24 protein-coding genes are annotated in these 23870 nt (G+C 67.5%); 10 read left to right on the top strand and 14 right to left on the bottom strand.

Annotation, left to right across the window (positions count from 1 at the left end; all coding sequences use genetic code 11):
• Positions 1–33 precede the first annotated feature (33 nt).
• The 4 genes from DT343_RS06300 to topA all read right to left on the bottom strand — a co-directional run bounded on the left by DT343_RS06300 (position 34) and on the right by topA (position 5561).
• Positions 34–486, bottom strand: a complete 453-nt coding sequence (locus DT343_RS06300) for a low molecular weight protein-tyrosine-phosphatase (protein WP_066626623.1) — start codon at positions 484–486, stop codon at positions 34–36.
• A gap of 35 nt (positions 487–521) precedes the next feature.
• Entirely contained in the window at positions 522–752 is a 231-nt protein-coding gene (locus DT343_RS18010; RefSeq protein ID WP_112862176.1) for a DUF2188 domain-containing protein, read from the bottom strand.
• Between the two features lie 77 nt (positions 753–829).
• Positions 830–2719 carry a DNA mismatch repair endonuclease MutL gene (gene mutL / locus DT343_RS06290; RefSeq protein WP_112862583.1) on the bottom strand — a complete coding sequence of 630 codons (1890 nt, stop codon included), beginning with the start codon at positions 2717–2719 and terminating at the stop codon, positions 830–832.
• 199 nt (positions 2720–2918) lie between these two features.
• Positions 2919–5561 carry a type I DNA topoisomerase gene (topA, locus tag DT343_RS06285; RefSeq protein ID WP_112862175.1) on the bottom strand — a complete coding sequence of 881 codons (2643 nt, stop codon included), beginning with the start codon at positions 5559–5561 and terminating at the stop codon, positions 2919–2921.
• A 138-nt stretch (positions 5562–5699) separates the two neighbouring features.
• Here topA and DT343_RS06280 point away from each other — a divergent pair, with 138 nt between their 5' ends.
• Positions 5700–5894: a hypothetical protein gene (locus DT343_RS06280; protein ID WP_112862174.1), complete on the top strand. Its 195-nt coding sequence runs from the start codon at positions 5700–5702 to the stop codon at positions 5892–5894.
• Here the strand turns inward: DT343_RS06280 and dprA are convergent.
• Together dprA and plsY are read right to left on the bottom strand one after the other, a co-directional pair.
• Positions 5891–6964, bottom strand: a complete 1074-nt coding sequence (gene dprA, locus DT343_RS06275; RefSeq protein WP_112862173.1) for a DNA-processing protein DprA — start codon at positions 6962–6964, stop codon at positions 5891–5893. The genes DT343_RS06280 and dprA overlap by 4 nt on opposite strands.
• Positions 6961–7599, bottom strand: a complete 639-nt coding sequence (gene plsY / locus DT343_RS06270; protein ID WP_112862172.1) for a glycerol-3-phosphate 1-O-acyltransferase PlsY — start codon at positions 7597–7599, stop codon at positions 6961–6963. The genes dprA and plsY overlap by 4 nt, the downstream gene beginning before the upstream one ends.
• 128 nt (positions 7600–7727) lie before the next feature.
• On the opposite strand from plsY, the gene DT343_RS06265 reads away from it, so the two are divergent.
• Together DT343_RS06265 and ubiM are read left to right on the top strand one after the other, a co-directional pair.
• Complete coding sequence (locus DT343_RS06265; protein ID WP_112862171.1) at positions 7728–8660, top strand: glycerophosphodiester phosphodiesterase family protein; 933 nt, start codon at positions 7728–7730, stop codon at positions 8658–8660.
• A 60-nt stretch (positions 8661–8720) separates the two neighbouring features.
• Complete coding sequence (gene ubiM / locus DT343_RS06260) at positions 8721–9902, top strand: 5-demethoxyubiquinol-8 5-hydroxylase UbiM (protein ID WP_112862170.1); 1182 nt, start codon at positions 8721–8723, stop codon at positions 9900–9902.
• Positions 9903–9911: 9 nt separating this feature from the next.
• On the opposite strand, the gene pyrC is transcribed toward ubiM, so the two are convergent.
• The 4 genes from pyrC to ruvX are packed head-to-tail and all read right to left on the bottom strand — an operon-like array spanning position 9912 to position 13605.
• Entirely contained in the window at positions 9912–11186 is a 1275-nt protein-coding gene (pyrC, locus tag DT343_RS06255) for a dihydroorotase (RefSeq protein WP_112862169.1), read from the bottom strand.
• Complete coding sequence (locus DT343_RS06250) at positions 11183–12166, bottom strand: aspartate carbamoyltransferase catalytic subunit (protein WP_112862168.1); 984 nt, start codon at positions 12164–12166, stop codon at positions 11183–11185. Before DT343_RS06250 ends, pyrC begins: the two co-directional genes overlap by 4 nt.
• Before the next feature lie 39 nt (positions 12167–12205).
• Positions 12206–13129: an AEC family transporter gene (locus DT343_RS06245; RefSeq protein WP_112862167.1), complete on the bottom strand. Its 924-nt coding sequence runs from the start codon at positions 13127–13129 to the stop codon at positions 12206–12208.
• Positions 13126–13605 carry a Holliday junction resolvase RuvX gene (gene ruvX / locus DT343_RS06240; RefSeq protein ID WP_112862166.1) on the bottom strand — a complete coding sequence of 160 codons (480 nt, stop codon included), beginning with the start codon at positions 13603–13605 and terminating at the stop codon, positions 13126–13128. Before ruvX ends, DT343_RS06245 begins: the two co-directional genes overlap by 4 nt.
• 73 nt (positions 13606–13678) lie before the next feature.
• On the opposite strand from ruvX, the gene DT343_RS06235 reads away from it, so the two are divergent.
• The 4 genes from DT343_RS06235 (at position 13679) to gatB (ending at position 17584) form a co-directional block, all read left to right on the top strand.
• Complete coding sequence (locus tag DT343_RS06235; RefSeq protein ID WP_146756715.1) at positions 13679–14224, top strand: hypothetical protein; 546 nt, start codon at positions 13679–13681, stop codon at positions 14222–14224.
• 95 nt (positions 14225–14319) lie between these two features.
• Positions 14320–14607: an Asp-tRNA(Asn)/Glu-tRNA(Gln) amidotransferase subunit GatC gene (gene gatC / locus DT343_RS06230; protein WP_039247681.1), complete on the top strand. Its 288-nt coding sequence runs from the start codon at positions 14320–14322 to the stop codon at positions 14605–14607.
• Positions 14608–14609: 2 nt separating this feature from the next.
• Positions 14610–16088: an Asp-tRNA(Asn)/Glu-tRNA(Gln) amidotransferase subunit GatA gene (gene gatA / locus DT343_RS06225; RefSeq protein ID WP_112862164.1), complete on the top strand. Its 1479-nt coding sequence runs from the start codon at positions 14610–14612 to the stop codon at positions 16086–16088.
• Between the two features lie 2 nt (positions 16089–16090).
• The gene (gene gatB / locus DT343_RS06220; RefSeq protein WP_112862163.1) at positions 16091–17584 is read left to right on the top strand and encodes an Asp-tRNA(Asn)/Glu-tRNA(Gln) amidotransferase subunit GatB; all 1494 of its coding nucleotides are present in this window, start codon (positions 16091–16093) and stop codon (positions 17582–17584) included.
• Positions 17585–17650: 66 nt separating this feature from the next.
• On the opposite strand, the gene DT343_RS17455 is transcribed toward gatB, so the two are convergent.
• The 3 genes from DT343_RS17455 to DT343_RS06200 form a co-directional block, all read right to left on the bottom strand.
• The gene (locus tag DT343_RS17455; RefSeq protein ID WP_181669130.1) at positions 17651–17974 is read right to left on the bottom strand and encodes a hypothetical protein; all 324 of its coding nucleotides are present in this window, start codon (positions 17972–17974) and stop codon (positions 17651–17653) included.
• A gap of 337 nt (positions 17975–18311) precedes the next feature.
• Complete coding sequence (locus DT343_RS17770; protein ID WP_258522508.1) at positions 18312–19373, bottom strand: RcnB family protein; 1062 nt, start codon at positions 19371–19373, stop codon at positions 18312–18314.
• A 162-nt stretch (positions 19374–19535) separates the two neighbouring features.
• On the bottom strand, positions 19536–20120 hold the full coding sequence (locus DT343_RS06200; protein ID WP_112862161.1) for an RcnB family protein: 585 nt from the start codon (positions 20118–20120) through the stop codon (positions 19536–19538).
• A gap of 318 nt (positions 20121–20438) precedes the next feature.
• On the opposite strand from DT343_RS06200, the gene DT343_RS06195 reads away from it, so the two are divergent.
• Positions 20439–20744, top strand: a complete 306-nt coding sequence (locus tag DT343_RS06195) for a hypothetical protein (RefSeq protein ID WP_039247692.1) — start codon at positions 20439–20441, stop codon at positions 20742–20744.
• Between the two features lie 8 nt (positions 20745–20752).
• On the opposite strand, the gene DT343_RS06190 is transcribed toward DT343_RS06195, so the two are convergent.
• Positions 20753–21502, bottom strand: a complete 750-nt coding sequence (locus tag DT343_RS06190) for a polysaccharide biosynthesis/export family protein (protein WP_112862160.1) — start codon at positions 21500–21502, stop codon at positions 20753–20755.
• 121 nt (positions 21503–21623) lie between these two features.
• On the opposite strand from DT343_RS06190, the gene DT343_RS06185 reads away from it, so the two are divergent.
• Both DT343_RS06185 and DT343_RS06180 read left to right on the top strand, forming a co-directional pair.
• Positions 21624–23063 (top strand): GumC family protein, encoded by a 1440-nt coding sequence (locus DT343_RS06185; RefSeq protein ID WP_112862159.1) that lies wholly within the window; start codon positions 21624–21626, stop codon positions 23061–23063.
• Between the two features lie 47 nt (positions 23064–23110).
• The gene (locus tag DT343_RS06180) at positions 23111–23812 is read left to right on the top strand and encodes a hfsB (RefSeq protein WP_112862158.1); all 702 of its coding nucleotides are present in this window, start codon (positions 23111–23113) and stop codon (positions 23810–23812) included.
• The last annotated feature ends 58 nt before the right edge of the window (positions 23813–23870 follow it).

Genomic DNA, 23870 nt, shown 5'->3' with positions numbered 1-23870 from the left:
ATAGACCGGCGCTACGTCAGATGCGGACGTGGATCAGAGTTTGGCGACCAGGCCGCGCGCGGCGGCCGTCACTTCGGCCCAGGTGATTTCGAAACCGTCGTCGTCGCCGAAATAGGGGTCGGCGACGGCCTGACCCTCGCGGCCGGGCACGTGGTCGAGCAGCAGGCTGAGCTCGGCGGTCGCATCGTCGGGCCGCAGGCGGCGCAGGTTTTTCAGGTTCTCGTGGTCCAGGGCGATCACATGGGTGAAGCGGCGAAAGTCCGCCTGCGTCACCTGCCGCGCCTTCAACCCCGAAATCTCGACCCCATGCCGCCGCGCCGTCGCCTGCGCCCTCGGGTCCGGCGGCTCGCCCGCATGCCAGTCCCCGGTCCCGGCGGAATCGACGATCAGGTCGAGGCGAAGCCGCTCCGCCTCTGCGCGCAGGGCGGCCTCGGCGAGGGGCGAGCGACAGATGTTGCCTAGGCAGACGAAGAGGATGGAGGGCATACAATCTCTGTACCCTGTTATCGTCTGATCGCTTCTCAGCCGCGCGGAGGAAAAGGATCTTTCGCTGGCGCTATCGTGTCGGACGCGCGAATCCGGCCATCGACGCCATGCGTGCGCAGCTCTCCTCCACCCTTATGTTCAATGATTTGGCGTGCGCGGTCCTGCGCTTCTCGCTGTGTTGGAAGAATGGCGCTGGCTCTCTGAGAACCCGGCGCCACTACAGCCCAACCGTTGGGTCGAGGGGTAACGTGACGACTATTGGACATAAGAAAAATCGCTCCAATGTTGTTCACGGAACGTCTCACGAACTGGTGGGCAATTCTAGCCAAATTTCCGTGATCTCTTAACGGCGCCCGAACAGCTTCTCCAGGTCGTGCAGCTTCAGCTCCACATAGGTGGGGCGGCCGTGGTTGCATTGGCCGGAGTGGGGGGTGGCTTCCATCTGGCGGAGCAGGGCGTTCATCTCCGGCGCCGAGAGGACGCGGCCTGAGCGGACGCTTCCGTGGCAGGCCATGGTGCCGCAGATGGCGGCGAGCCGTTCCTTGAGCGACAGGGCCTGGCCGTGTTCGGACAGGTCGTCGGCGATGTCGCGGATCAAGCCCTGAACATCGGTGTCGCCAAGCATGGCCGGGGTCTCGCGCACCAGGACGGCGCCGGCGCCGAAGGCCTCGACAATCAGGCCCATCTCGGCCAGTTCCTCGGCGCGCCCGGCGACGCGTTCGGCCTCGGCCGGGTCCAGATCGACCACCTCGGGCGTCAGCAAGGCCTGACGGGTCACGGCCCCCTCGGCCATCTGGGCCTTCATCCGCTCATAGACCAGCCGCTCGTGCGCCGCATGCTGATCGACGATGACCAGGCCGTCGCGGGTCTGGGCGACGATATAGTTGGCGTGCAGCTGACCCCGCGCGGCGCCCAGGGGGTAGTCGAGGGGGTCGGCGGGGGCGGGGTGAAGAGTGAGTCGTGAGTCGCGAGCGGATGGATCGCTCGCGGTCGGCTGCTGGGGCCATGACGGGCCGTCCCAGCCGGGTTCGACGCGGGCGCTGCGTTCGTTGAGGCCGGGCAGGACCTGGGCGGCGGCGGGCTGGGACCAGCCGGTCCAGCCGCTGAAGCCTTGCGCCGAGGGGGCGCTGGGGCTGTAGGCGGGGCCGGATGCGACGCCGGTGTGGGGCTGGAAACCCGACAGGGCGTCGGCGGCGACGGTTGTGCTGGCGCGGTGGCCGGCGGCGTGCAGCGCGTGCCTGAGGGCGCCGACGATCAGCCCGCGCACCAGGGCCGGATCGCGGAACCGGACCTCGGCCTTGGCCGGGTGGACGTTGACGTCGACATAGAGCGGATCGATGTCGAGGAAGAGGACGGCGGCCGGGTGCCGGTCGCGCGCCAGGAAGTCGGCATAGGCCCCGCGCAGGGCCCCTTGCAGCAGCCGGTCCTTCACCGGGCGGCCGTTGACGAACAAATACTGATGCGCCGCATTGCCGCGCGAATAGGTGGGCAGGCCCGCATAGCCCGACAGGTGCACGCCGTCGCGCTCCTGATCGATCAAGAGGGCGTTGGCCTCGAAGTCGCGACCCAAGAGGGCGGACAGCCGCTTCAGCCGGCCTTCATCGCCGGGATGTTCGGCGGGCAGGCGCAGGGTGACCTTGCCGTCCAGCGACAGGGTGAAGGCGACGGCCTCGTGCGCCATGGCCTGGCGCTTGATCTCCTCCGAGATGGCCATGGCCTCGGATCGCTCGGACTTCATGAACTTGAGCCGGGCGGGGGTGGCGTAGAAGAGGTCGCGCACCTCGACCCGCGCGCCGTGCGGGCCGGGGAAGGGGGCGGGGGCCAGGGGACGGGTCTCGCCGCCCTCGACCGTGATGGCCCATGCGTCGGTTTCGTCGCGCGATCGGGTGGTGATCGACAAGCGGGCGACCGAACCGATGGAGGGCAGGGCTTCGCCCCGAAAGCCCAGGGTGTGGATGCGCAGCAGATCCACGTCGCCGGCGTCGTCAGGCTCCAGCTTGGACGTGGCGTGGCGTTCGATGGCCAGGGGCAGTTCCTCGCGCGGAATCCCCTTGCCGTCGTCGGCGATCAGGATGCGCGACAGACCGCCGCCGTCGGCCTGGATCTCGATATTGCGGCCGCCGGCGTCCAGGGCGTTCTCGACCAGTTCCTTGATGGCGCTGGCCGGCCGCTCGACCACCTCGCCGGCGGCGATGCGGTTGACGGTTTCGGGGGAAAGGCGGCGGATGGGCATGAGCAGGCGAAGATAGGGCGCGGGGGGGATTCGCGCCATGCACGATCCTTTCCCTCTCCCGTTGGGAGAGGGTGGCCCGAAGGGCCGGGTGAGGGTCGGGCGGTAGGCCAGTTCGCAAAGCCGCGACCCTCACCCTTTCGCGCGAAGGCCGATCGCTGACGCTCTCGGGCGCTCAAGCCCTCTCCCAACGGGAGAGGGATCAATCTGCCGTTTTGGACTTGGCGGCCTTCTTCGCCGGAGCCTTCTTGGCGGCCGGTTTCTTGGCGGCGGCCTTTTTCGGGGCGGCGGCCTTTTTCGGAGCGGCGGCCTTCTTGGCGGGCGCCTTCTTCTTGGGCGCGGCGCCGGCCTTGGCGGCCAGAAGAGGCAGGGCGTCTTCCAGGGTCAGGTCTTCGGGCGCCGTGCCCTTCGGCAGGGTGGCGTTGATCTTGCCGGACTTGACGTAGGGGCCGAAGCGACCGGCCATGACGTGGATCGGCTCGCCCGTTTCCGGGTGGGCGCCCAGGTCTTTCAGCGGAGCCGTGGCGGCGCCGCGACCGGGACGACCGGCGCGCTTCTCGGCCAGCAGGGCCACGGCGCGGTTCAGGCCGACCTCAAACACCTCGTCGATGTCCGAGACATTGGCGTAGGTGCCCGCGTGCAGGACGAACGGTCCGTAACGGCCCAGGCCCGCCGTGATCATCTTGCCGTCCTCGGGGTGCACCCCGACCTCGCGCGGCAGGGCCAGCAGACGCAGCGCCTGGTCCAGCGTCAGGGACGCCGGCGACCAGCCCTTGGGCAGGGACGAGCGTTTAGGCTTGTCGCCCTCGGGCGGGGTGATTTCGACGTAGGGGCCAAAACGGCCGATCTTCAGTTGGACCGGCTGGCCCGTTTCCGGATCGACGCCCAGTTCGCGGTCGCCGCTCTCGGCCGAGCCGTCCTCCGCCGACGGGCTGGCGACGGGGCGGGTGTATTTGCACTCGGGATAGCGGTCGCAGCCGATGAAGGCGCCGAAGCGGCTGGTCTTCAGGCTGAGCTGGCCCTGGTGGCACAGGGGGCACTCGCGCGGATCGGTCCCATCGCCCTTGTCCGGGAAGATGTGGGCGCCCAGGCTTTCGTTCAGGGCGTCCAGAATGGCCGTGGTGCGCAGTTCGCCGGCGGCTTGCGTCGCGGCGTGGAAGTCCTGCCAGAAGTTGCGCAGCAGCACCTTCCAGTCCAGCTGACCGGCCGAAACCTCATCGAGCTGGGTCTCCAGCGCGGCGGTGAAGTCGTATTCGACCCACTTCCTGAAGAACTGCTCCAGGAAGGCCGTGACCAGCCGTCCCTTGTCCTCGGGATAGAAGCGGTTCTTGTCGACGCGGACGTATTCGCGGTCGCGCAGGGTCGACAGGGTCGAGGCGTAGGTCGAGGGGCGGCCGATGCCCAGCTCTTCCAGCTTCTTGACCAGGGTGGCTTCCGAATAGCGCGGGGGCGGTTCGGTGAAATGCTGGTCTGTGCGGATGGCGTCGACCTTGGCCTTGGCGCCTTCCTTCAGGGCGGGCAGGCGGCTGGTGTCGTCGCTCTCGTCGTCTTCGGCGCCCTTCTGCTTTTCGTCGCGGCCTTCCTCATAGACGGCGAGGAAGCCGTCGAAGGTGACGACCTGGCCGGTGGCGCGCAGGCCCGTCTGGCCGTCGGCGGTCTCGATGTCGACGGTGGTGCGGTCCATCCGGGCCGCCTCCATCTGCGAGGCGACCATCCGCTTCCAGATCAGTTCATACAGGCGCTGAAGATCGGATTCGAGGCGCAGGCTGTCGGGATGGCGCGCGATATTGGTCGGCCGGATCGCTTCGTGCGCTTCCTGAGCATTTTTGGCCTTGGTCTTGTAATAGCGTGGTTCCTGCGGGACGAAGGCCGGGCCGAACGCTTGGCTGATGACCTCGCGCGCCTGGGCGATGCCCTCGGGCGTGGTCTGGACGCCGTCGGTCCGCATATAGGTGATCAGGCCGCCGGTCTCGTCGACGCCTTCATACAGTTTCTGCGCCGCCTGCATGGTGCGCTGGGCCGAGAAGCCGAGCTTGCGCGCCGCCTCCTGTTGCAGGGTCGAGGTGGTGAAGGGCGGGGCCGGATTGCGGCGAACGGGCTTCTTCTCCACCGCATTGATGGTGAAGTCGCCGGCCGCGATGGCCGCGCGGGCGGCGGAAGCCGTGGCCTCGTCCTTGATGTCCAGACGCTGGATGCGCTTGCCGGCGTGCTTGACCAGGCGGGCGGTGAAGGGCGGGCTGTCGGCGTTCAGGTCGGCCTCTATGGACCAGTATTCCTGAGCCTTGAACTTCTCGATCTCCATCTCGCGATCGACGACGATGCGCAGCGCCACGGATTGGACGCGGCCTGCCGAGCGGGCGCCCGGCAGCTTGCGCCACAGGACCGGCGAGAGGGTGAAACCAACGAGATAATCCAGCGCGCGGCGGGCCAGATAGGCCTCGACCAGCTCCATGTCGATCTGACGCGGGTTGGCCATGGCCTCGAGCACGGCGGACTTGGTGATGGCGTTGAAGGTGACGCGTTCGACGTGGGTGTCTTTCAGCGCCTTCTTCTTGTTCAGCACTTCCAGCACGTGCCAGCTGATGGCTTCCCCTTCGCGGTCGGGGTCGGTCGCCAGGATGACGCGGTCGGCGCGCTTGGCGGCCTCGGCGATTTCGGACAGGCGTTTGGCGCCCTTGGTGTCGGCTTCCCAATGCATGGAGAAGTCGTCGTCGGGCAGGACCGAGCCATCCTTGGACGGCAGATCGCGGACGTGGCCGTACGAGGCCAGGACCTCATAGTCCGAGCCCAAATACTTATTGATGGTCTTGGCCTTTGCGGGGCTCTCGACGATGACGAGGTTCATAATGGTCCGGTCTCGGGAAGGGGCGCGAACGTGGTTGGAGCGGAGCCGTGAGTCAATCGCACCTATCGTCTTACACCCTAGGGTAGTTGTGTTTTAATGTGGCGCGGCTAGATTGTGGCTCTGACAACGGAGACGATCATGGCGACGGCGCAACCTCAATCGCCCTGCGAAACGGATCGCCAGGCGCATATCGAAGCGGCGGCCTTTCCGACGCGGGAATATATCGGCGCGATGGCGCTGGAAATGGCGCGGCTGGCGCGGGACGAGGGCGACGTGCGGCTGGCCGGCTTGCTGGAACAGGCGGCGGGCGTGGCGGGTCATCCGCCGACCTAAAGAGAAGCGAGACCGCCAGGCAGCAGATCGGCGCGGCCGGTCAGGCTCAGCTCCAGCAGGGCGGCGGCGACCTGGGACACCGGAGCGTTGAGGGCGCGGGCGATTTCATCGCGCGGCGTCGGAGTCGGCGACAGTAGGGCGGCGACGCGGTCGAGGAAGGCGTCGTCGATGTCGCCGTCGAATCGCATCGGATCGACAGGCGGCTCGCGCAGGGTGCGCAGGGTGTTGAAGGCGCGTTCGATATCCTCGATCCCCTCGCACAGGATGGCGCCCTGGCGCAGCAGTTCGTTGGGCCCTCGCGCGCGGGGATCCAGCGGCGATCCGGGCACAGCGAAGACATCGCGTCCTTGTTCGGCGGCGAGACGGGCGGTGATCAGGGAACCGGACCGGATTTCAGCCTCGACCACCACGACGCCCCGCGACAGGCCCGAGATGATGCGGTTGCGGCGCGGGAAATCGCGCGCCTGGGCGCGGGCGCCGACCGGGCTTTCTGAGACGACGCAGCCTTGTTCCGTCAGGCGGGCGTAGAGGTCGGCGTGTTCGGACGGATAGATGTCGTTCACCCCGCCGCCCAGGACCGCGACAGTCCCGGTTGCCAGGGCCCCTTCGTGCGCGGCGGCGTCGATGCCGCGCGCCATGCCCGAGACGACGACATGACCCGCCTGACCAAGTTGCTGCGCCAGGCCGCGTGCGATCCGCTGCCCCCCCGCCGAGGCGATGCGGGCGCCGACGATGGCGACAGAGGGCTGGTTCAACAGATCGACGCGACCGCGCGTCCACAGGATCGGCGGCGGCGGATCGAGCGCGGCCAGCATCTCGGGATAGTCAGGATCGCCCATCACCAGCAGGCGGGCGCCGATGGCGTCGCCGGCGGCGATCTCGCGTTCGACCGTCTCGACGGGGGGCGGAACGAAGGCGGCGCCGGACTTGCGCACCAGATCGGGCAGTGCGTCCAGCGCACGGAGGGCCGAGCCGTAGCGGCCGATCAGTTGAGCGAAGGCGACGGGGCCGATGCGGTCGGTGCGGGCGAGCCGCAGCCGGGCGAAGCGTTCAGCCGGGTCCAGGCTCACGCCTTCTTGGCCCCGATGCGCGGTTCCTCGCCCTTCAGCAGCCGGGCGATGTTCTGGTGATGTCGAACCCAGATCAGGACGGCGGCGAAGACGGTGAGGGCGAGGATGGGCAGGCTGACCGGCAGGCCGACGACGGCGAGCGGCAGAAGCGCCAGCAGAGGCGCAGTCGCCGATGAAATGAGCGCCGCCAGCGACGAATAGCGGAACAGGAAGGCGCAGAGCAGCCAGACCGCCCCCGCCATCAGGCCCAGCGGCCAGGCGGCGGCCAGCAGCAGGCCATAGAAGGTGGCGACGCCCTTGCCGCCCTTGAAGCCCAGCCAGACGGGGAAAAGGTGGCCGAGGAAGGCCGCGCCGCCGGCGATGGCGCCGGCCAGCTCGCTGCCGAACAGATGACGGGCGATCAGCAGGGCGACCGCGCCCTTGCCGGCGTCCAGTAGCAGCGTGGCCAGGGCCAAATCCTTGCGGCCGGTGCGCAGGACATTGGTCGCGCCGATATTGCCCGAGCCGATGTTGCGCACGTCGCCGGCGCCGGCTGCACGTGTGATCACCACGCCGAACGGAATCGAGCCGAGCAGATAGCCGCCCAGCGCCACCAGCGCCAAGGTCCCGATTGCGGGGCCCACCAGATCCTGCACGTTGATTCGCTCCCCGCGTGTCGTTGCGGCAAAATGCGTCGCGGGGCGGTCGGGAGCAAGGGCGATCCGACCTCTTGACCCGATGATCGGCGCAGCGTTTGGTCCGCGCGTCTTTCCGGAGCCGATCCATGACCCGTATTTCCGCCGCCGCCGCCACCCTGCTGTTGGTTTCGACGACAGGTTGCGTCGGGGCGCCGCCGGTGGCGCCACCGCCGTCGTCGGGTCCGGCCATGGCGGCCTATTTCGACTGCGTGCGTGAGGGCGGCGTCGCGATCTCGGCGCACAGGGCGGTCTCGGCGCTGGACCAGCCCGAGAACTCCATCGCCGCCATCGAGGCGACAGGCCGAGCGATCCCCAATGCGATCCTAGAACTGGACGCGGTCCTGACCAAGGATCGGCAGTTGGTTCTGATGCATGACGACACCATGGACCGGACGACCACGGGGCGCGGCCGGGTCGCGGACCTGACGCTGGCCCAGGTGAAACAGGCGCGGTTGAGGGCGTCGAACGACGTCCTCACGCGCGCCGCGCCGCCGACGCTGGGCGAGGCGTTGGACGCCGCCGGACGCGTGGGCGCCATCGCCAGCATCGACCTGAAACCCGCCGACGGCGAGACCACGGTCGATCTGGCGCGGGCGGTGATCGATCAGGTGCGCCAGTCGCGGGCCGGCAACCGGGTGATCCTGATCACCTATAATGACGCCGATGCACGGGCGGTGGCGGCCATGGCGCCGGAGATGATGATCTCGGCCGGCTTGGGCGGCGTGGATGATCTGAGCGGGCTGAACCCGGGGCAGATTCTGGCCTGGACCGGCACGCGCGAGGAGCGTCCGGCGCTGTGGCGCGCTCTGCGCGAGGCCGGCGTCGAGGTTCAGTTCGGCACCCTGGGCGCCGAGGGCGTGCGCCGCGACGACCGCTACGCCGCCGACGGGGACGTTTCGGAATACCGCGATCTGGTGCGCCAGGGCGTCACCGTGATCGCCACCGACACGCCACTGGCGGTCAAGTCGGTGCTGGGCGCCGAGGTGGCCAAGGCCGCGACCTGTCCTCGCCCGCGCTGACTTGCCCGGGTTTGCGCTGCATCAAGGGCGGGGGCGTTGCGATCGGGCAGAAGCGCGCCAATGAGCCAGGATCTGACATTCGATATCGCCGTGGTCGGGGCCGGACCGGCGGGCCTGGCCTTCGTCCGATCGCTGGCGGGAGCCGGGCTGTCCGTCGTCCTGATCGAGGGGCAGACAGAGACGAGCCTGCGCGATCCGGCCTTCGACGGACGCGAGATCGCGCTGACGCACCATTCGATGCGCCTTTTGAAAACGATGGGTGTGTGGGACCGGATCCCGGCCGATGATATTTCGGACCTGTGGCAGGCGCGGGTGCTGGACGGCGGCTCGTCTTTCGCCCTGACCTTTGGCGCGGCGGCCGCGGACCGCTTGGGCGTGCTGATCCCCAACCATCTGATCCGGCGGGCGCTGTTCGAAGTCGTCGAGGATCAGGCGGGCGTCGAGCTGATGGCCGGACGGCGGGTGGCCGACTGTCGGATCGAGCCTCAAAAGCCGCGCGGGCGATTGACGCTGGACGACGGGACAACGATCAGAGCCGACCTGATCGTGGCGGCGGATTCGCGGTTTTCCTTCATGCGCGACCAGCTGGGCGTAGGGGCCGAGATCAATCGGCTGGGGCGTTCGATGATGGTCTGCCGGATGCGGCATGATCAGGCGCACGGCCATGTGGCGACCGAGTGGTTCGACCACGGCCAGACCATCGCCCTGCTGCCGGTCGCGGACCCAGAGAAGCGGGTGTCGTCGGTGGTGACGACCCTGTCGGCGCCGGCCATCGCCGACCTGATGGCGCAATCGCCCGAGGCCTTTGCATCGTCCATGGAGCGGCGATTGAAGGGGCGGCTCACCGGGTTGGAACTTGTGGGGGGGCGCCACGCCTATCCGCTGGCTACGACCTGGAGCAATCGCTTCGCAGGCGAGGGCTTCGCCCTGATCGGTGATGCGGCGGTGGGAATGCATCCGGTCACCGCCCATGGCTTCAACCTGGGTCTGCGCGGGCAGGAGACGCTGGCCAAGGTGGTGCGCGGGGCGCGAGGGGAAGACATCGGTTCGGGCCGTCTGCTGGCGCACTACCAGCATGAACATCGTCTAGCCAGCTGGCCGCTTTATCAAGGCACGAACGCTCTGGTGCGCCTGTTCACGCAAGAGACGCCGCCGGCCCGACTGGCGCGCGGCGCGATGCTGCGCGCCGGTCAGGCGACCGCGCCGTTCAAGGCGGTGGTGAAGCGGATGCTGACGGCGTGACGCCTGGCGTCAGTGAACCTTGCGTCCCGCCACCCAGGTTCCGATCAGCTTGCCTTGCAGCCTGCGACCGTCGAACGGGGAGTTCTTGGATTTGGAGTGAAGAGCGTCGGCGTCGATGATGACCGGCGCGCCGGCGTCGAACAGGATCAGGTCGGCGGGGGCGCCCTCGGCCAGGACGCCCGCGTCGAGGCCGAGCAGGGCGGCGGGGCCCTGGGTCAGGGGACGCAGCACGTCGAGCAAATCCAGACCGTCTTCGTGATGCAGGGTCAGCGCGGCGGGCAGCAGGGTCTCTAGGCCGATCGCGCCGGGCGCGGCCTCGGCGAAGGGGCGGCGCTTGTCCTCGGCCGGAGCCGGGGCGTGGGCGGAGGTGATGACGTCGATCAGGCCCTCGCGCACGGCTTCGATCAGGGCCTGGCGGTCGGCCTCCGAGCGCAGCGGCGGGTCCAGCCGGTAGAAGGTGCGGTAATCCCCGATGTCCACCTCGTTGAAGCACAGGTGGTTGATCGAGACGCTGACGGCGACCTCCAGCCCCTTGGCGCGGGCGCGGGCCAGGGTGTCCAGGGCGCCCTCTGTCGAAATCTGATCCACCAGGAACCGCGCGCCGGTCTGTTCGACCAGGGCCAGATCGCGCTCCAGCCCGATCCGCTCGGCGATGGCGGGGCTGCCGGACAGGCCCAGGCGCGTGGCCAGTTCGCCGGAGGCGGTTACGGCGCCTTCCGTCAGCCAGGGGTCGGCCGGTCGGCAGGCGATCAGGGCGTTGAAGGCGGCCGCGTAGCTCATCACCCGTTGCAGGGTGCGGCTGTTGACGATGACCTTGTCGCCGTCGGTGAAATACAGGGCGCCCGCCTCTTCCATCAGGCCGATCTCGGCCATGCGTTGGCCGTCCAGGGCCTTGGTCGCGGCGCCGGCCGCGCGGACGTTGACGAGGTTCAGCGCCGCGCCGCGCCGCTGGATAAAGTCGATCATGGCGGGGTCGTCGACGGCGGGATCGGTGTCGGGTTGGACCACGATGGTCGTCACGCCTCCGGCTGCGGCGGCCAGGCTGGCGGACTTCAGCGTCTCCTTGGGCTCGGCGCCGGGTTCGCCGGTCTTGACCCGGATGTCGATCAGGCCGGGCGCGAGGCACAGGCCGTCAGCGTCGATGATCTGATCCGCCGCCAGATCTGGCGTCGGACCATGGATGACGCGGCTGATGCGACCGTCCTGGATCAGCAGGCCGCCTGGGCCGTCGTAGTCCGTTGCGGGGTCCAGCAGACGGGCGTTGATGATGGCGACGGTGGTCATCGGGCGTCTCCCCAACGGGCGGAGAGGGAGGCCAGCACGGCCATGCGGGCGGCGACGCCCATCTCGACCTGATCCTGGATCAGCGAGACGTCCAGGTCGTCGGCCACGTCGGAATCGATCTCGACGCCGCGGTTCATGGGCCCAGGGTGCATGACCCGGGCGCCGGGATTGGCCCAGGCCAGCTTCTCGCGATCCAGACCCCAGAAGCGGAAATACTCGCGGGTCGAGGGGACCAGGGCGCCGGCCATCCGCTCCAGCTGAAGCCGCAGCATCATGACCACGTCGCAGCCCTTCAGACCCTCGCGCATGTCATGGAAGACCTCGCAGCCCCAGCGGTCGGCGTCGCCGGGCACAAGGGTTGGCGGACCGATCAGGCGGACGCGCGCACCCATCATCTGCAGCAGGGCGACGTTGGACCGCGCCACGCGGCTGTGGGTGATGTCGCCGCAGATGGCGACGGTCAGGCTGGTCACATCGCCGAAGGCGCGGCGCATGGACAGCAAATCCAGCAAGGCCTGGGTCGGATGTTCGTGGCGGCCGTCCCCGGCGTTCACGACGGCGCAGCCGACCTTCTGGCTCAGCAGTTCGGCCGCGCCTGAAGCCGAGTGACGGATGACCAGAATGTCGGGCTTCATGGCGTTCAGGGTGACCGCCGTGTCGATCAGGGTTTCGCCCTTCTTCACGGAGGAGGCGGCGACCGGCATGGTGACGACGTCGGCGCCCAGCCGCTTGGCGGCGATCTCGAAGGAGGAGGAGGTGCGGGTCGAGTTCTCGAAGAACAGGTTCACGACCGTGCGGCCGTGCAGCAGAGCCAGGGCCTTGGATGACTGGCGATTGAAATCGACGAAGGCGTCGCCGAGATCCAGCAACTGCGGCGTCACATACGGATCGAGGTCCGATGCGGCCAGGAAGTGCGGTTTGGGGAACGGAACCAGCCGGTCGCGGATGGTCTGATCGGTGACGTGAGCGGGCTGGGTCATCGAGACGCGGCTATAGGCGTGACTCGCCCTGAACGCCAGTCAGGTGAAGTGGAACAGGGCCAGCAGGATGGGAATGACCACGGCGCTGCCCACCGTGGTCAGGGCGATGACGCCAGCAATCAGGGGCGCGTCGCCGCCCATCTGACGCGCCAGGATATAGGAGGCGGCAGAGCCGGGCGCGGCGCCGCAGATCAGGGCGATGCCCTGCGCCAGGCTGTCGCCGCCCAGGACCCAGGCGATGAACCACATCAGCGGCGGCATGACCCCGAGTTTGACTAGGCTGACAGCGGCGATGGTGGTGCGGCGGCGTTTGACCTCGGCGAAGGACAGACCCGCCCCGGCGACGATCAGGCCCAGGGGCAGGGCGGCGGCGCCCAGCAGGTCCATTGCATCCGACAGGCCAGGGATCAGCGGGACATGCAGTAGATTCAGCGTCAGGCCGATCAAACAGGCCAGCAGGATCGGATTGGCCAGCATCGACTTGATCAGGCCGACAACGGAAGGCTCGCGCCGCAGCGACCCCCATTTCGCCAGCACGGCGACGCAGGCGATGTTGGTGACGGGAATGATGAAGGCGATAGCGACGGCGGCCAGCGCCGTGCCTTCCGAGCCATAGACCGACTGGATCACCGGCACGAAGACGAAGCTGTTCCAGCGGATCACGCCCTGAAAGACGCTGGTATAGGCAGGGCCGTCCAGGGTGATCAGAGGCTTGGACGCCAGGGTCGCGGTCGCCACGATCAGGGTCGCGCCCACCGCCGCAGCACCCGCCACGGTCGCGCCGCCGCCGGCGAGGTCGGCGTGCCAGATCGCGGGGACCAGGAAGCTGGGATAGAAGATGTTGATCGACAGCTTCTCGATCGGCCGCCAGGCCTCGTCGGGCAGGAAGCCGGACTTTCGCAAGCCATAGCCTAGGGCGATCATCAGAAAGACCGGCAGGACGCCGGCGATCAGGGCCGTCAAACCCAGGTCGCCTGGTCCCGAACCCGATCCAACGCCCCTTGCAGAATCCAGGCGGCGGCCGTGCGGTCCACGACCTGGGCGCGGCGTTTGCGGTTCAGGTCCAGATCCTCGATCAGGAAACGCTCGACGGCGCTGGTGGACAGGCGCTCGTCCCAGAAGGCGATGTTGACGGGCTGCAGCCGCTCCAAGTTGCGGGCGAAGGCGCGGCACGACTGGGCGCGCGGGCCTTCCGTGCCGTCCATGTTGGCGGGCAGGCCGATGACCAGGGCCGAAACCTTGCGATGCGCCATCAGCTTGAACAGGTGTTCGGCTTCCTGCGTGAACTTTGACTTGCGGATCAGCTCCAGCGGCGAGGCGATCAGGCGCGTGGAATCTGACACGGCGACGCCGATGGTCTTCTCACCCAGATCCAACCCCATCCACGGCGTGTCGGGTGGGCAGGCGGCGGGCAGATCGAGGAGGTCGAGGACGGGCACGGCCTGCGGTTAGGACTGGCGCGGGCCGAAGTCAAAGGCGATGGTGACGAGGATCGACAGGAAGGACGATGACATGCGCACGGCGACAGCGGCGATGACGGCTTTTGGGCTTGTGCTGAGTGGGTGCGGACAGTCCGATGCGCCGGCCAAGACCCCGACCGCGCAGGATACTCAGATTGCGGCAGCCGCGCCGACGCCGAGCGCGATCACGCGTGCGGACCCGCCACCGACCACCAAGTCGGTGGGGCCTGCTGAACGGCGCGCGGCTGCTGCACGCGAAGAGATCGGCACGGCGGCCGATGTGTCGCAGTTGCTGGCCCTGCCCGACCAGAACGCCAAGGTCTTCAGCCTTTCGGGCGGTGATCCGGCGGTGAATGGTCTGGTGACCTATTTCGCCCTGTTCGGCGGCCCGGCCGAGGGCTGGAGCGCCTATCCTCTGGGCGACTATGCCGAATGGAAGGTCGTCGAGGCGAAAGGCGGGCGCGTGGTCCTGGCGGTGCGTCAGGACACGGCGGGGCCGAACGGCGACATCCAGAAGGTGGAGCGCACGGTGCAGATTGACTTCCCCCCAAGCGGCGAGACGCCGCCCGACGCGGTGTCCGTCAGCACGTCGCAGTGAGATCACGCCTGACGACGGGCGGCTGATCCTTGTGAATCCCAGTGCGGGCGGCTAATCCGACCGCTTCGTTTTCATTTTGTGTGTTGGAGGGCCGCATGGCCATCGACGCTGCGACGGTGCGCAAGGTTGCGCATCTCGCCCGCATCAAGACCCCCGAGGACCGGCTGGAGCCGCTGGCGCAGGAGCTGAACGGCATCCTGGCCTGGATCGAGCAGTTGGATCAGGTGGATGTCGAAGGCGTGGAGCCGATGACCTCGAACGTCGCCCAGCCGCTGCGCCTGCGCGACGACGTCGTCACCGACGGCGCCAAGGTCGATGCGGTCCTGTCGAATGCGCCCAAGTCGGCGGACGGCTTCTTCGTCGTGCCCAAGGTGGTCGAATAGTCATGAGCGACCTGACCAAACTGACCCTGAAGGGCGCTGTCGACGGGCTGAAGGCCAAGGACTTCACCTCGGCCGAAATCACCCAGGCCTTCCTGACTACGATCGAAGCCGCGAACCCGACCCTGAACGCCTATGTCGAGGTGACGGCGGACAAGGCCATGGACATGGCCCGCGCGTCGGACGCCCGCATCGCCTCCGGCGAGGGCGGGGCGCTGGAAGGCGCGCCGCTGGGAATCAAGGACCTGTTCTGCACCGAGGGCGTGCAGACGACGGCCGGCTCCAACATGCTGCGCGGCTTCGTGCCGCCCTATGAATCGACCGTTACCGCCAATCTCTGGCGCGATGGGGCGGTCATGCTGGGCAAGCTGAACATGGATGAGTTCGCCATGGGCTCGTCCAACGAGACCTCGGCCTTTGGTGCAGTGAAGAACCCGTGGAAATCAACCGGCTCGAACGCCGAACTGACCCCTGGCGGTTCGTCGGGCGGTTCGGCCTCGGCCGTGGCGGCGGACCTGTGCCTGGCCGCGACGGCGTCGGACACCGGCGGCTCGATCCGCCAGCCCGCCGCCTTCACCGGCACCGTGGGTATCAAGCCCACCTATGGCCGCGCCAGCCGCTTCGGCATGGTGGCCTTCGCCTCGTCGCTGGACCAGGCCGGGCCGATCACCAAGACGGTCGAAGACGCGGCCCTGCTGCTGCAATCCATGTGCTCGTTCGACGCCAAGGATTCGACCAGCCTGGACATTCCGACGCCCGACTGGACGCAATCGGTCGGCAAGTCGGTCAAGGGGCTGCGTATCGGCGTGCCGCGCGAATATGTCGTGGACGGAATGCCGGCCGAAATTCAGGCCCTGTGGGATCAGGGCGTGGCATGGCTGAAGGACGCTGGCTGCGAGATCGTCGAGATCAGCCTGCCGCACACCAAATACGCCCTGCCGACCTACTATATCGTGGCCCCGGCCGAGGCGTCGTCGAACCTGGCCCGGTACGACGGGATGCGGTTCGGGCACCGGGCGGAGGATTTCAAGTCGCTGGACGACCTGTATGCCACCTCGCGCGCGGAAGGGTTCGGCAAGGAGGTCCAACGTCGCCTGACCATCGGCGCCTATGTGCTGTCGGCCGGCTTCTATGACGCCTACTACGTCAAGGCGCTGAAGGTGCGGCGCCGCATCGCCGAGGACTTCGACAACGTCTGGGGCCAGGTGGACGCCATCCTGACGCCGTCGACGCCGTCGGCCGCGTTCGCGCTGGGCGACAAGCAGATCGACCCGCTGACCATGTATCTGAACGACGTCTTCACCGTGACGACCAATCTGGCCGGCCTGCCGGGCATTTCGGTGCCGGCGGGAGTGGACGCCGGCGGCCTGCCGCTGGGTCTGCAGGTCATCGGCAAGGCGCTGGATGAGGCGACGGTCTTCCAGGTCGGCGCCGCGCTGGAACGGGCGGCGGGCTTCACGGCCAAGCCGGGCAAGTGGTGGTGAGCATGAGCGACAATACGAAGACCATCAAAGGCCGCACCGGCGATTGGGAAATCGTCATGGGGCTGGAAATCCACGCCCAGGCGGCGTCGAAGGCCAAGCTGTTTTCCGGGGCCGCCGTCGGCTTCGGCGCGGGGCCGAACGAGCAGGTGTCGCTGGTCGACGCGGGCTTCCCCGGCATGCTGCCGACGCTGAACAAACACTGCGTCGAACAGGCGGTGAAGACGGGTCTGGGCCTGCGCGCGCAGATCAACCGCCGCAGCCAGTTCGACCGCAAGAACTACTTCTATCCCGACCTACCGACCGGCTATCAGATCAGCCAGCTCTATTACCCTATCGTGGGTGAAGGCGTGGTCGAGGTGGAGGCCGAGGACGGCAGCTTCTTCAACGTCGGCATCGAGCGGCTGCACCTGGAGCAGGACGCGGGCAAGCTGATCCACGACCTGTCGCCGACCGACAGCTACGTCGACCTGAACCGGGCCGGCACGGCGCTGATGGAGATCGTGTCGCGTCCTGACCTGCGCACGCCGGACGAGGCGGTGGCCTATGTCAAGAAGATCCGGACCATCCTGATCTATCTGGGCACCTGCGACGGCGACATGGAGAAGGGCAATCTGCGGGCCGATGTGAACGTGTCGGTTTGCCGGGCCGGCAACTACGACAAGTTCAAGGAGACCGGCGACTTCAGCTATCTGGGGACGCGCTGCGAGATCAAGAACGTCAACAGCTTCCGCTTCATTTCTCAGGCGATCCAGTATGAGGCGCGCCGCCAGATCGAGATCCTGGAGGACGGCGGTTCGATCACTCAGGAGACGCGCCTGTACGACCCGACGGCCGGCGAGACGCGCTCGATGAGGTCCAAGGAAGAGGCGCAGGACTATCGCTACTTCCCCGATCCCGACCTGCTGCCGCTGGATTTGGAGGAGGCCTGGATCGCAGAGATCAAGGCGTCGCTGCCCGAGCTGCCTGACGACAAGCGCAAGCGTCTGATGGCCGACTATGGCCTGTCGCAATACGACGCCATCGTGCTGATCTCGGAACAGGCCAAGGCCGACTACTTCGAAGCCGCCGCCAAGGGTCGGGACGCCAAACTGGTCTCCAACTGGGTCACCAACGAGGTTTCGGCGCGCCTGGCCGCCGAGGGCAAGGACTTCAGCGAGAACCCGCTGCCGGCGGCGCACGTCGCGCAGCTGGTGGAGTTGATCGAGACGAACGTCATCTCGTCCAAGATCGCCAAGGAGGTCTTCGATCACGTCTGGAACGGCGAAGGCTCGCCGGCCGAGGTGGTCGAGAAGCATGGCCTGAAACAGGTCACGGACACCGGCGCTATCGAGAAGGCCGTGGACGAGATCATCGCCGCCAACCGGGACAAGGCGGCGGCCGTGGCTGAAAAGCCCCAGGCCATCGGCTGGTTCGTCGGTCAGGTCATGAAGGCCACTGGCGGCAAGGCCAATCCGGCGGCGGTCAACGACATCCTGAAGGCCAAGCTGGGCCTGTAAGGCGAGGCGTCGGATGAAAAGCAAAGGCCCTGCGGATCGCTCCGCAGGGCCTTTTCAATTTTGTGTTTAGGCTGACGGCGGGACGGGCGGCGCCGGCGGTGCAGGGGGAGCCGGAGGCGCGGGCGGGACAGGCGCGTCCGGGTCGGTCGGCGCTGGCGGAGCGGGCGGGGCCGGCGGCGGAGAAGGAGCGGATGCATCGACTGGGGGCGGCGCCGGGGGCGCGGGCGGCGCAGGCACGGCGGGATCGACCGGCGGCGGGGCCGGATGGTGCGGAGGCTGATGATCGACCGGCGGGGGCGGCGGAGGCGGCGGCGCACTCGGCGCTTGTTGGGCGGTTGCGGCGCCGGCCAGCAGCATTGAGGCGGCCAAGGCGGTCAGTGCGATCTTCATCGGGACATGTCCTTCGGTTGAAACGCCATCCGGAAACACTTCCGGACGTCATCGTGAATGGTGACGAAGAGCAGCGTCGGAGCGCATCGCGGCCGATTTTCGTCCGGCGGGTTTCAAGTCGTTTCAAGCGCTGATTGCTGAAGCTGATCTCGGCTGAGCGGCGTTTGTGGCGCAGCTCAGGGCTTCGAATACCTGGCGATCGAGTGATGCCTGACAAGATGTCGCACCAGAACAAGGTCACGCGAGGGTCACGGTTCGTAATCTTTCAGCGAAGCGGAGCAATAAAAAAGCCCGACGGCGCGGGGCCGTCGGGCGGAAGTCCAAAAACGTTAGGCTGCTACCAGCGCCAGGCGTCGCGGATGACGTCGATAATATAGCCGTCGTATTCGTCGATCAGATACAGGGTGTTGTCGACGGAGACCCAGCGCGTGCCTTCGGGCGGATAACCCAGGCCGTAGGTGCGCCAGTCGTTCAGCTGATAGCGCCAGAAGGCGTCCGGCAGATACTGGCCGACCGACCACGACCGGCCCCAGTAGGAGCGCGGTACGCTGTAGTAGCCCCAACCCGGCGCAAAGTAGAAGCCGACGCGCACGCCGTTGTAACCCCTGAAGCGCCGATCATTTCGCCACCAGTCCGAGCGGTGGTTGCGATAGAAGTCGCGCCGCCATTGATCGCCGTTGAAGCGCTGGCGGAACTCGCGGTGCTGACGGTCGCGGTCACGACCGTTGTTCCAGCCCGAGCCCGGCCGGTCGGGACGGTTCCAGCCGTTTCCGGGACGGTCGGGGCGTTGATCGCCAGCATTTGGGCGTTCGGGCCGATCGGGTCGGTTCCAGCCGCCCTCGGGCCGGTCAGGACGCTGGGCGCCGGTGTTCGGACGATCAGGCCGGTTCCAGCCGCCTTCGGGACGATCTGGACGTTGACCGTCGGTGTTAGGGCGATCCGGCCGGTTCCAGCCGCCTTCGGGGCGATCAGGACGCTGGCCGCCGGTGTTCGGGCGATCGGGACGGTTCCAACCGCCTTCGGGTCGGTCGAGGCGTTGGCCGCCGGTGTTGGGACGATCAGGCCGGTTCCAGCCGCCTTCGGGACGATCTGGACGTTGACCGCCTGCATTGGGACGTTCGCCACCCGACGGGCGCTCGGGACGGGGCGTATCGTTTGCGGGTCGGCTGGGACGCTCAGGACGGGGCGTGTCGTCGACCGGGCGGTTAGGACGTCCAAACCGAGGTTCGCGAGACCCATCATCCGACATTTGCGGGCGATCTGCGCCGCCATAGGGGCGTTCACGACGCGGCGGCTCTCGCTGTTCCTGTTCCTGTTCCCGGGCGAGGGCCTGGATCGGAGCGGCAAGCGGGCCGGCGACAGCGGCGATGGCGGTGAAAGCCACCAGGAGGCGTTTCATGGTCTTTGGTTCCTGCACGCCGGGTCTCCGGCGGCTTGAGGCGATCATCGATCTGTGGCGATGAACTGAGGCTGAACGCTGTTCGCAATCAAAGGGCTGTCCGAAAAAGCAGAACCCCGCAGGCAAGACCTGCGGGGTTCGATCGTCCGGTTATGACGGGGCTTAATAGACGCCCGAGAGGACGCTGGCGATCAGGCCACTGGCCACGGCGATCATCAGGATGTCGTTGCCGGCGTGGACGTAGCGATAACCGCGCGGCGCTTCGCGAAGGCCATACACATAGGGATCGCGGACGTAGTAGTTGCGATACTGGTAGGGCAGGTATCCGCCCGTGCGCCAGCGATAGTTGCTGTAGCGCGGCTCGACCCGGTAGTAGCCGTAGCTGGGGGCATACCAATAGCCCGAGCGCGGGCCACTATAGCCGCGGAAGTCGGAGCGGCCGCGCCACCAGTTGCTGTTGTTGCGATCCCAGCGGTCGTTGCGCCAATCGCGACGGTCGTCCCGGCGTTCCGCCCAGTAGTCGCGGCGGTCGTCGCGGCGATCACGACGATAGTCTTGGCGGCTGTCATAGCGACCTTCGCGCCAGTCGCGGCGATCTTCACGGCGTTCCTGGCGGAAGTCGCGGCGGTCGTCACGGCGATCCTGACGATACTCGCGGCGGTCGCGGTCCTGGGCCTGAACGAGCATCGGCACGGCCGTGGTCGACAGGGCGAGGGCGACGACGGCGGCCTTGGTGAGGCGGTTCATCTTCGTGCTCCATTCTGGGCCGCCGACGGATATGCCGAACCGACCCGTTAATGATGACCAAGGTCGGACTGTGCGCCTGAACGCTCGCTGAACGATGGCGTCAGGCTTTGTCAGCAGACGTCGTAGGGCCTAGCGCGGAACGTAAACGAGAGATTTCCCAAGGATTTCCGAAGGCTGAATCCCGCGGGAAGTATTCATCTCTGCTTTACTGAAAAGTCCGTGCGAGGCCGTTCGCCGTTAACTTTAACTTCAAACCACCGGTATTTGATGGCGTCTCAGAGGCGGGTCCAGAATGGCGCCCGATCAGGAGATACGGTGATGAACGCGCAAGAAATGGCGCACGACCTGCAGGCCCACGACGACGGTCTGCCGCTGCCGACCCCGGACATGTCCGGCGACGACCTGTTCAAACTGGGCATGATGTATTCGGCCGGATCGGGCGGTTGCCCGATGGACCGGGTGTCGGCCCACATGATCTTCAACCTGGCGGCCATGAAGGGTTCGATCGAGGCGCGCGTCTATCGCCGCGAGATGAGCCTGGAGATGGAACGCGAGGAGATCGCCGAGGCCCAAAAGGCCGCGCGGCGCTACATCGATCAGGGCGTGGTTCAGCTGGTCGCCTAAACGACCATCTAGAACTGGGCGTAGCCGTTGCCGTTCGATCCGTTGATCGAATAGCTGAAGCCGATAGGCAGGGCGGCGCGCACCTGGGTGAAGAAGGCCGCCAGTTCGCCCAGCGTCGAACGCGGCACGAAGACGATGTCGCCACGCCGCAAGGGCACGACCTCGCCGTGACGCGGACGCAGGTCCACCACCCGCATCATGCGCGATCCGCCAGGGCCGCGACGGATCAGGGCCACGCTGTCCTGACGCGACGTCGGGGCGAAACCACCGGCCTGGATCACCGCCTGATAGGCGTCCAGATCGCCGATCATTTCGAAGACGCCCGGGTTGCGCACCTCGCCATCGACCCAAACGCGGATCGGCCCGGCCTGGCGCAGAGTGACCTCGACAACAGGGCGCACCAGCTGGGTCGCATAGGCTGCCGAGACGACCTGCTGAAGCTGGGGCAGGGTGCGATCCGCCGCCATGACCGATCCGATCAGGGGCAGGGCGATCCGACCGTCTGGACCGACCTTGACCGTCCGTGTCAGCTCCGAAGCCGTCGGCGTCGCAACCTCGATCTCATCGCCCGGATAGAGCAGATATTCCGGCTCCTGATCCGTCCATCGGGCGAAGGACAGGCCAGCGAGGTCGTCGTAGGGCGACCGGTCGACGCGGCCCGCGTCGCGATTCCCGATCACGCCTCCACAGGCCGCCAGCGAGGCGGCGATGGAGGCTGAACCCAGGGTCAGCAGAAACAGGCGGCGATCGGTCAGCATGGGAATCGGTCGGCCTCGACGAGGGATATCAGGCAACCTCGCCGGTTATGGGTAATCATCGGTTAACGCCGGTGGGCGAAGGGTGAGGATCACACGCCTTTCAAGGGATTCGGCCCGCCCGATGCGCTCCACCGCACACGTCACCACAAGGCCGCGCTACGGCGTTCTGGACGTGATCGGCCTGTTGTTCCGCGAACTGCTGCTGATGATCGTCGTCTTCGTAGTGATCCTGGGGCTGGGGTTCGCCGCCGCCATGACGCTGAAGAAGAGCTACACCGCCACCGGCTCAGTCTTCGCAGGCGTGGGCCAGGAATACGTCTATCAGCCGCGCGTCGGCACGGCCGAGCGGGGCCAGGCGCCGCAGGGCGACGAGGTCGCCAACTCCGAAGCCGCCATCCTGGGCTCCAGCGCCGTTCGCCAGAAGGTCGTGGACACCTTGGGGCCCGCCGCCATCCTGGGCGAGCCGCCGAAGGGCAGTCCGCAAGCCGCGCGGTCCGCTGCGCTGAAGGCCGTCGGCGGCGGCCTGGGCGTCGCCACGGCGCCGGGCAGCGCGGTCATCCACTTGACCTACAAGGCCGACGATCCCGAACGCGCGGCCCGCATCCTGAACACGATCATTGAGCAATATCTGATCTATCGCCGCGAAGTCTTCCAGGACAAGACGCCGGCCATCGCCAGCCAACGCATCGCCTTCGAGGATGAACTCGGCAATGCGGACCGCGCCTACGAGGCCTTCCTCGCGTCCAATGACATCGGCGACTTCACCGCGGCCAAGGCGACGCTGGCGGCGACCTATCAGACGGTCTTCACCGACCGAATGTCGACGCAGAGCCAGCTGAACCAGACCGCCCAGCGGCTGAACACCCTGATCGCGCAGCAGGCGGGAACGCCGGCGGAAGTGGCCCTGCAGCAGGATTTGAACATTTCGGCCCAGGACCAGGTGCTGCAACTGCGCACCGAGCGCGAGCAACTGCTGTCGCGCTATCAGCCCGACGCCCAGCCGGTGAAGGACATCGAGGCGCGGATCAATCAACTGCAAGCCTATGTCGCGACCGGCACGGCCGTTGGGGCCAAGGAGGTCCGCACCGGGCCGAACCCTGTCTGGACCGAGCTGGAGACGACGCGGATCAACACTAGGGCCGAGCGCGACTCCCTAGCAGCGCGTCTGGCGGTTCTGGACCGACAGCTGGCCGACATCCGTTCGCGGCAGGCGCGGCTGACGGCGCTGGAATCCGAGAACACGACTTTGGCCGGCAATCGCGAAGTGCTGAGCGCCTCCATCCGAGAGTTCCAGCAGCGCGAGACGCAGAGCCGCGCCGATAACGCCCTGGTCGCCGCCGGCGCCGACAATGTCACCGTCATCGAACGCGCCCAGCCTCCGGCGACGGGCAAGAGCCTGAAAATCCCGCTGCTGGCGGCGGCTTTCCTGTTCGCGGGTTTCACCGCCCTGTGCGTCGGGTTGTTGCGCGTGTTCACGCGTCGCGGCTTCACGACCCCGGCCTCGGTCAGCCGCACGCTGGATATGCCGGTCCTGGCCGTCGCGCCGGCCAAGGCGGCCTAGCGAAACTCGTGCTAGGCTGAGGGCTTAGGGAGCGCCTTGGCGATTCGATGGTCGACCTGACTTCAGAAATGGCGGGCCTTTGGGCGGCGCTGGGACCGGCGCCGGCGCACCGCGCGCGCGTGATCCAGTTCGCCTCCGCTGCGACCGGCGAGGGCGTCTCGACCGTGGCGCGCGAGTTCGCCCGTCTGGCGGCGGTGCGGGCGCGCAAGCCCGTCTGGCTGATCGACGGCGATCTGGCGCAACAGGGACAGTTGGAGACGGTGTCGGCTGAGCCGGATCGTTTCGGTCAGGTCGGCAAGGCTGCGCAAGGCTCGCCTGACGGCTCAAGCTTCTACGCCGTGACGCCGCGCGTGACCGGGCGCGACGGAAAGCCGGTGCCGGATTCGCGACTGCTGACGGCGCGGTCGTGCCTGGGCGGCCGCCTGTGGGTGACGCATTTCCACATGGAGGCGCTGCGATCGGGTCACCGCGTCGAGGCGGTCGGAGAGCCCCGATACTGGGAGGCGCTGCGGCCCCACGCCGACACCATCGTGATCGACGCGCCCGCCGCCGATCGCAACGACATGGCGATCATCTTGGCGCCCTTCGTGGACATGACGGTGCTGGTGGTCGCGGCAGAAAGCACCGCCGCCCACGCGCCGGTCATCCTGCGCGACGAGATTGAAGCCGTCGGCGGCAAGATCGCCGGGGTGGTCATGAACCGCTCGACCTACAAGGCGCCGGGGTTCCTGCGGCGACTGATGGGCTAACGACGATCCGCTTCCTGTCTCGCCGCCGCGTGAGAATGACGCTATCGGCGACGTTGGG

This window comes from Brevundimonas vesicularis (genome assembly GCF_900445985.1).
In the GTDB taxonomy this organism is placed as follows: domain Bacteria; phylum Pseudomonadota; class Alphaproteobacteria; order Caulobacterales; family Caulobacteraceae; genus Brevundimonas; species Brevundimonas vesicularis_D.
The sequence above is the reverse complement of the archived record's forward strand: the minus strand, read 5'-3'. Positions and strand labels throughout refer to the sequence as shown.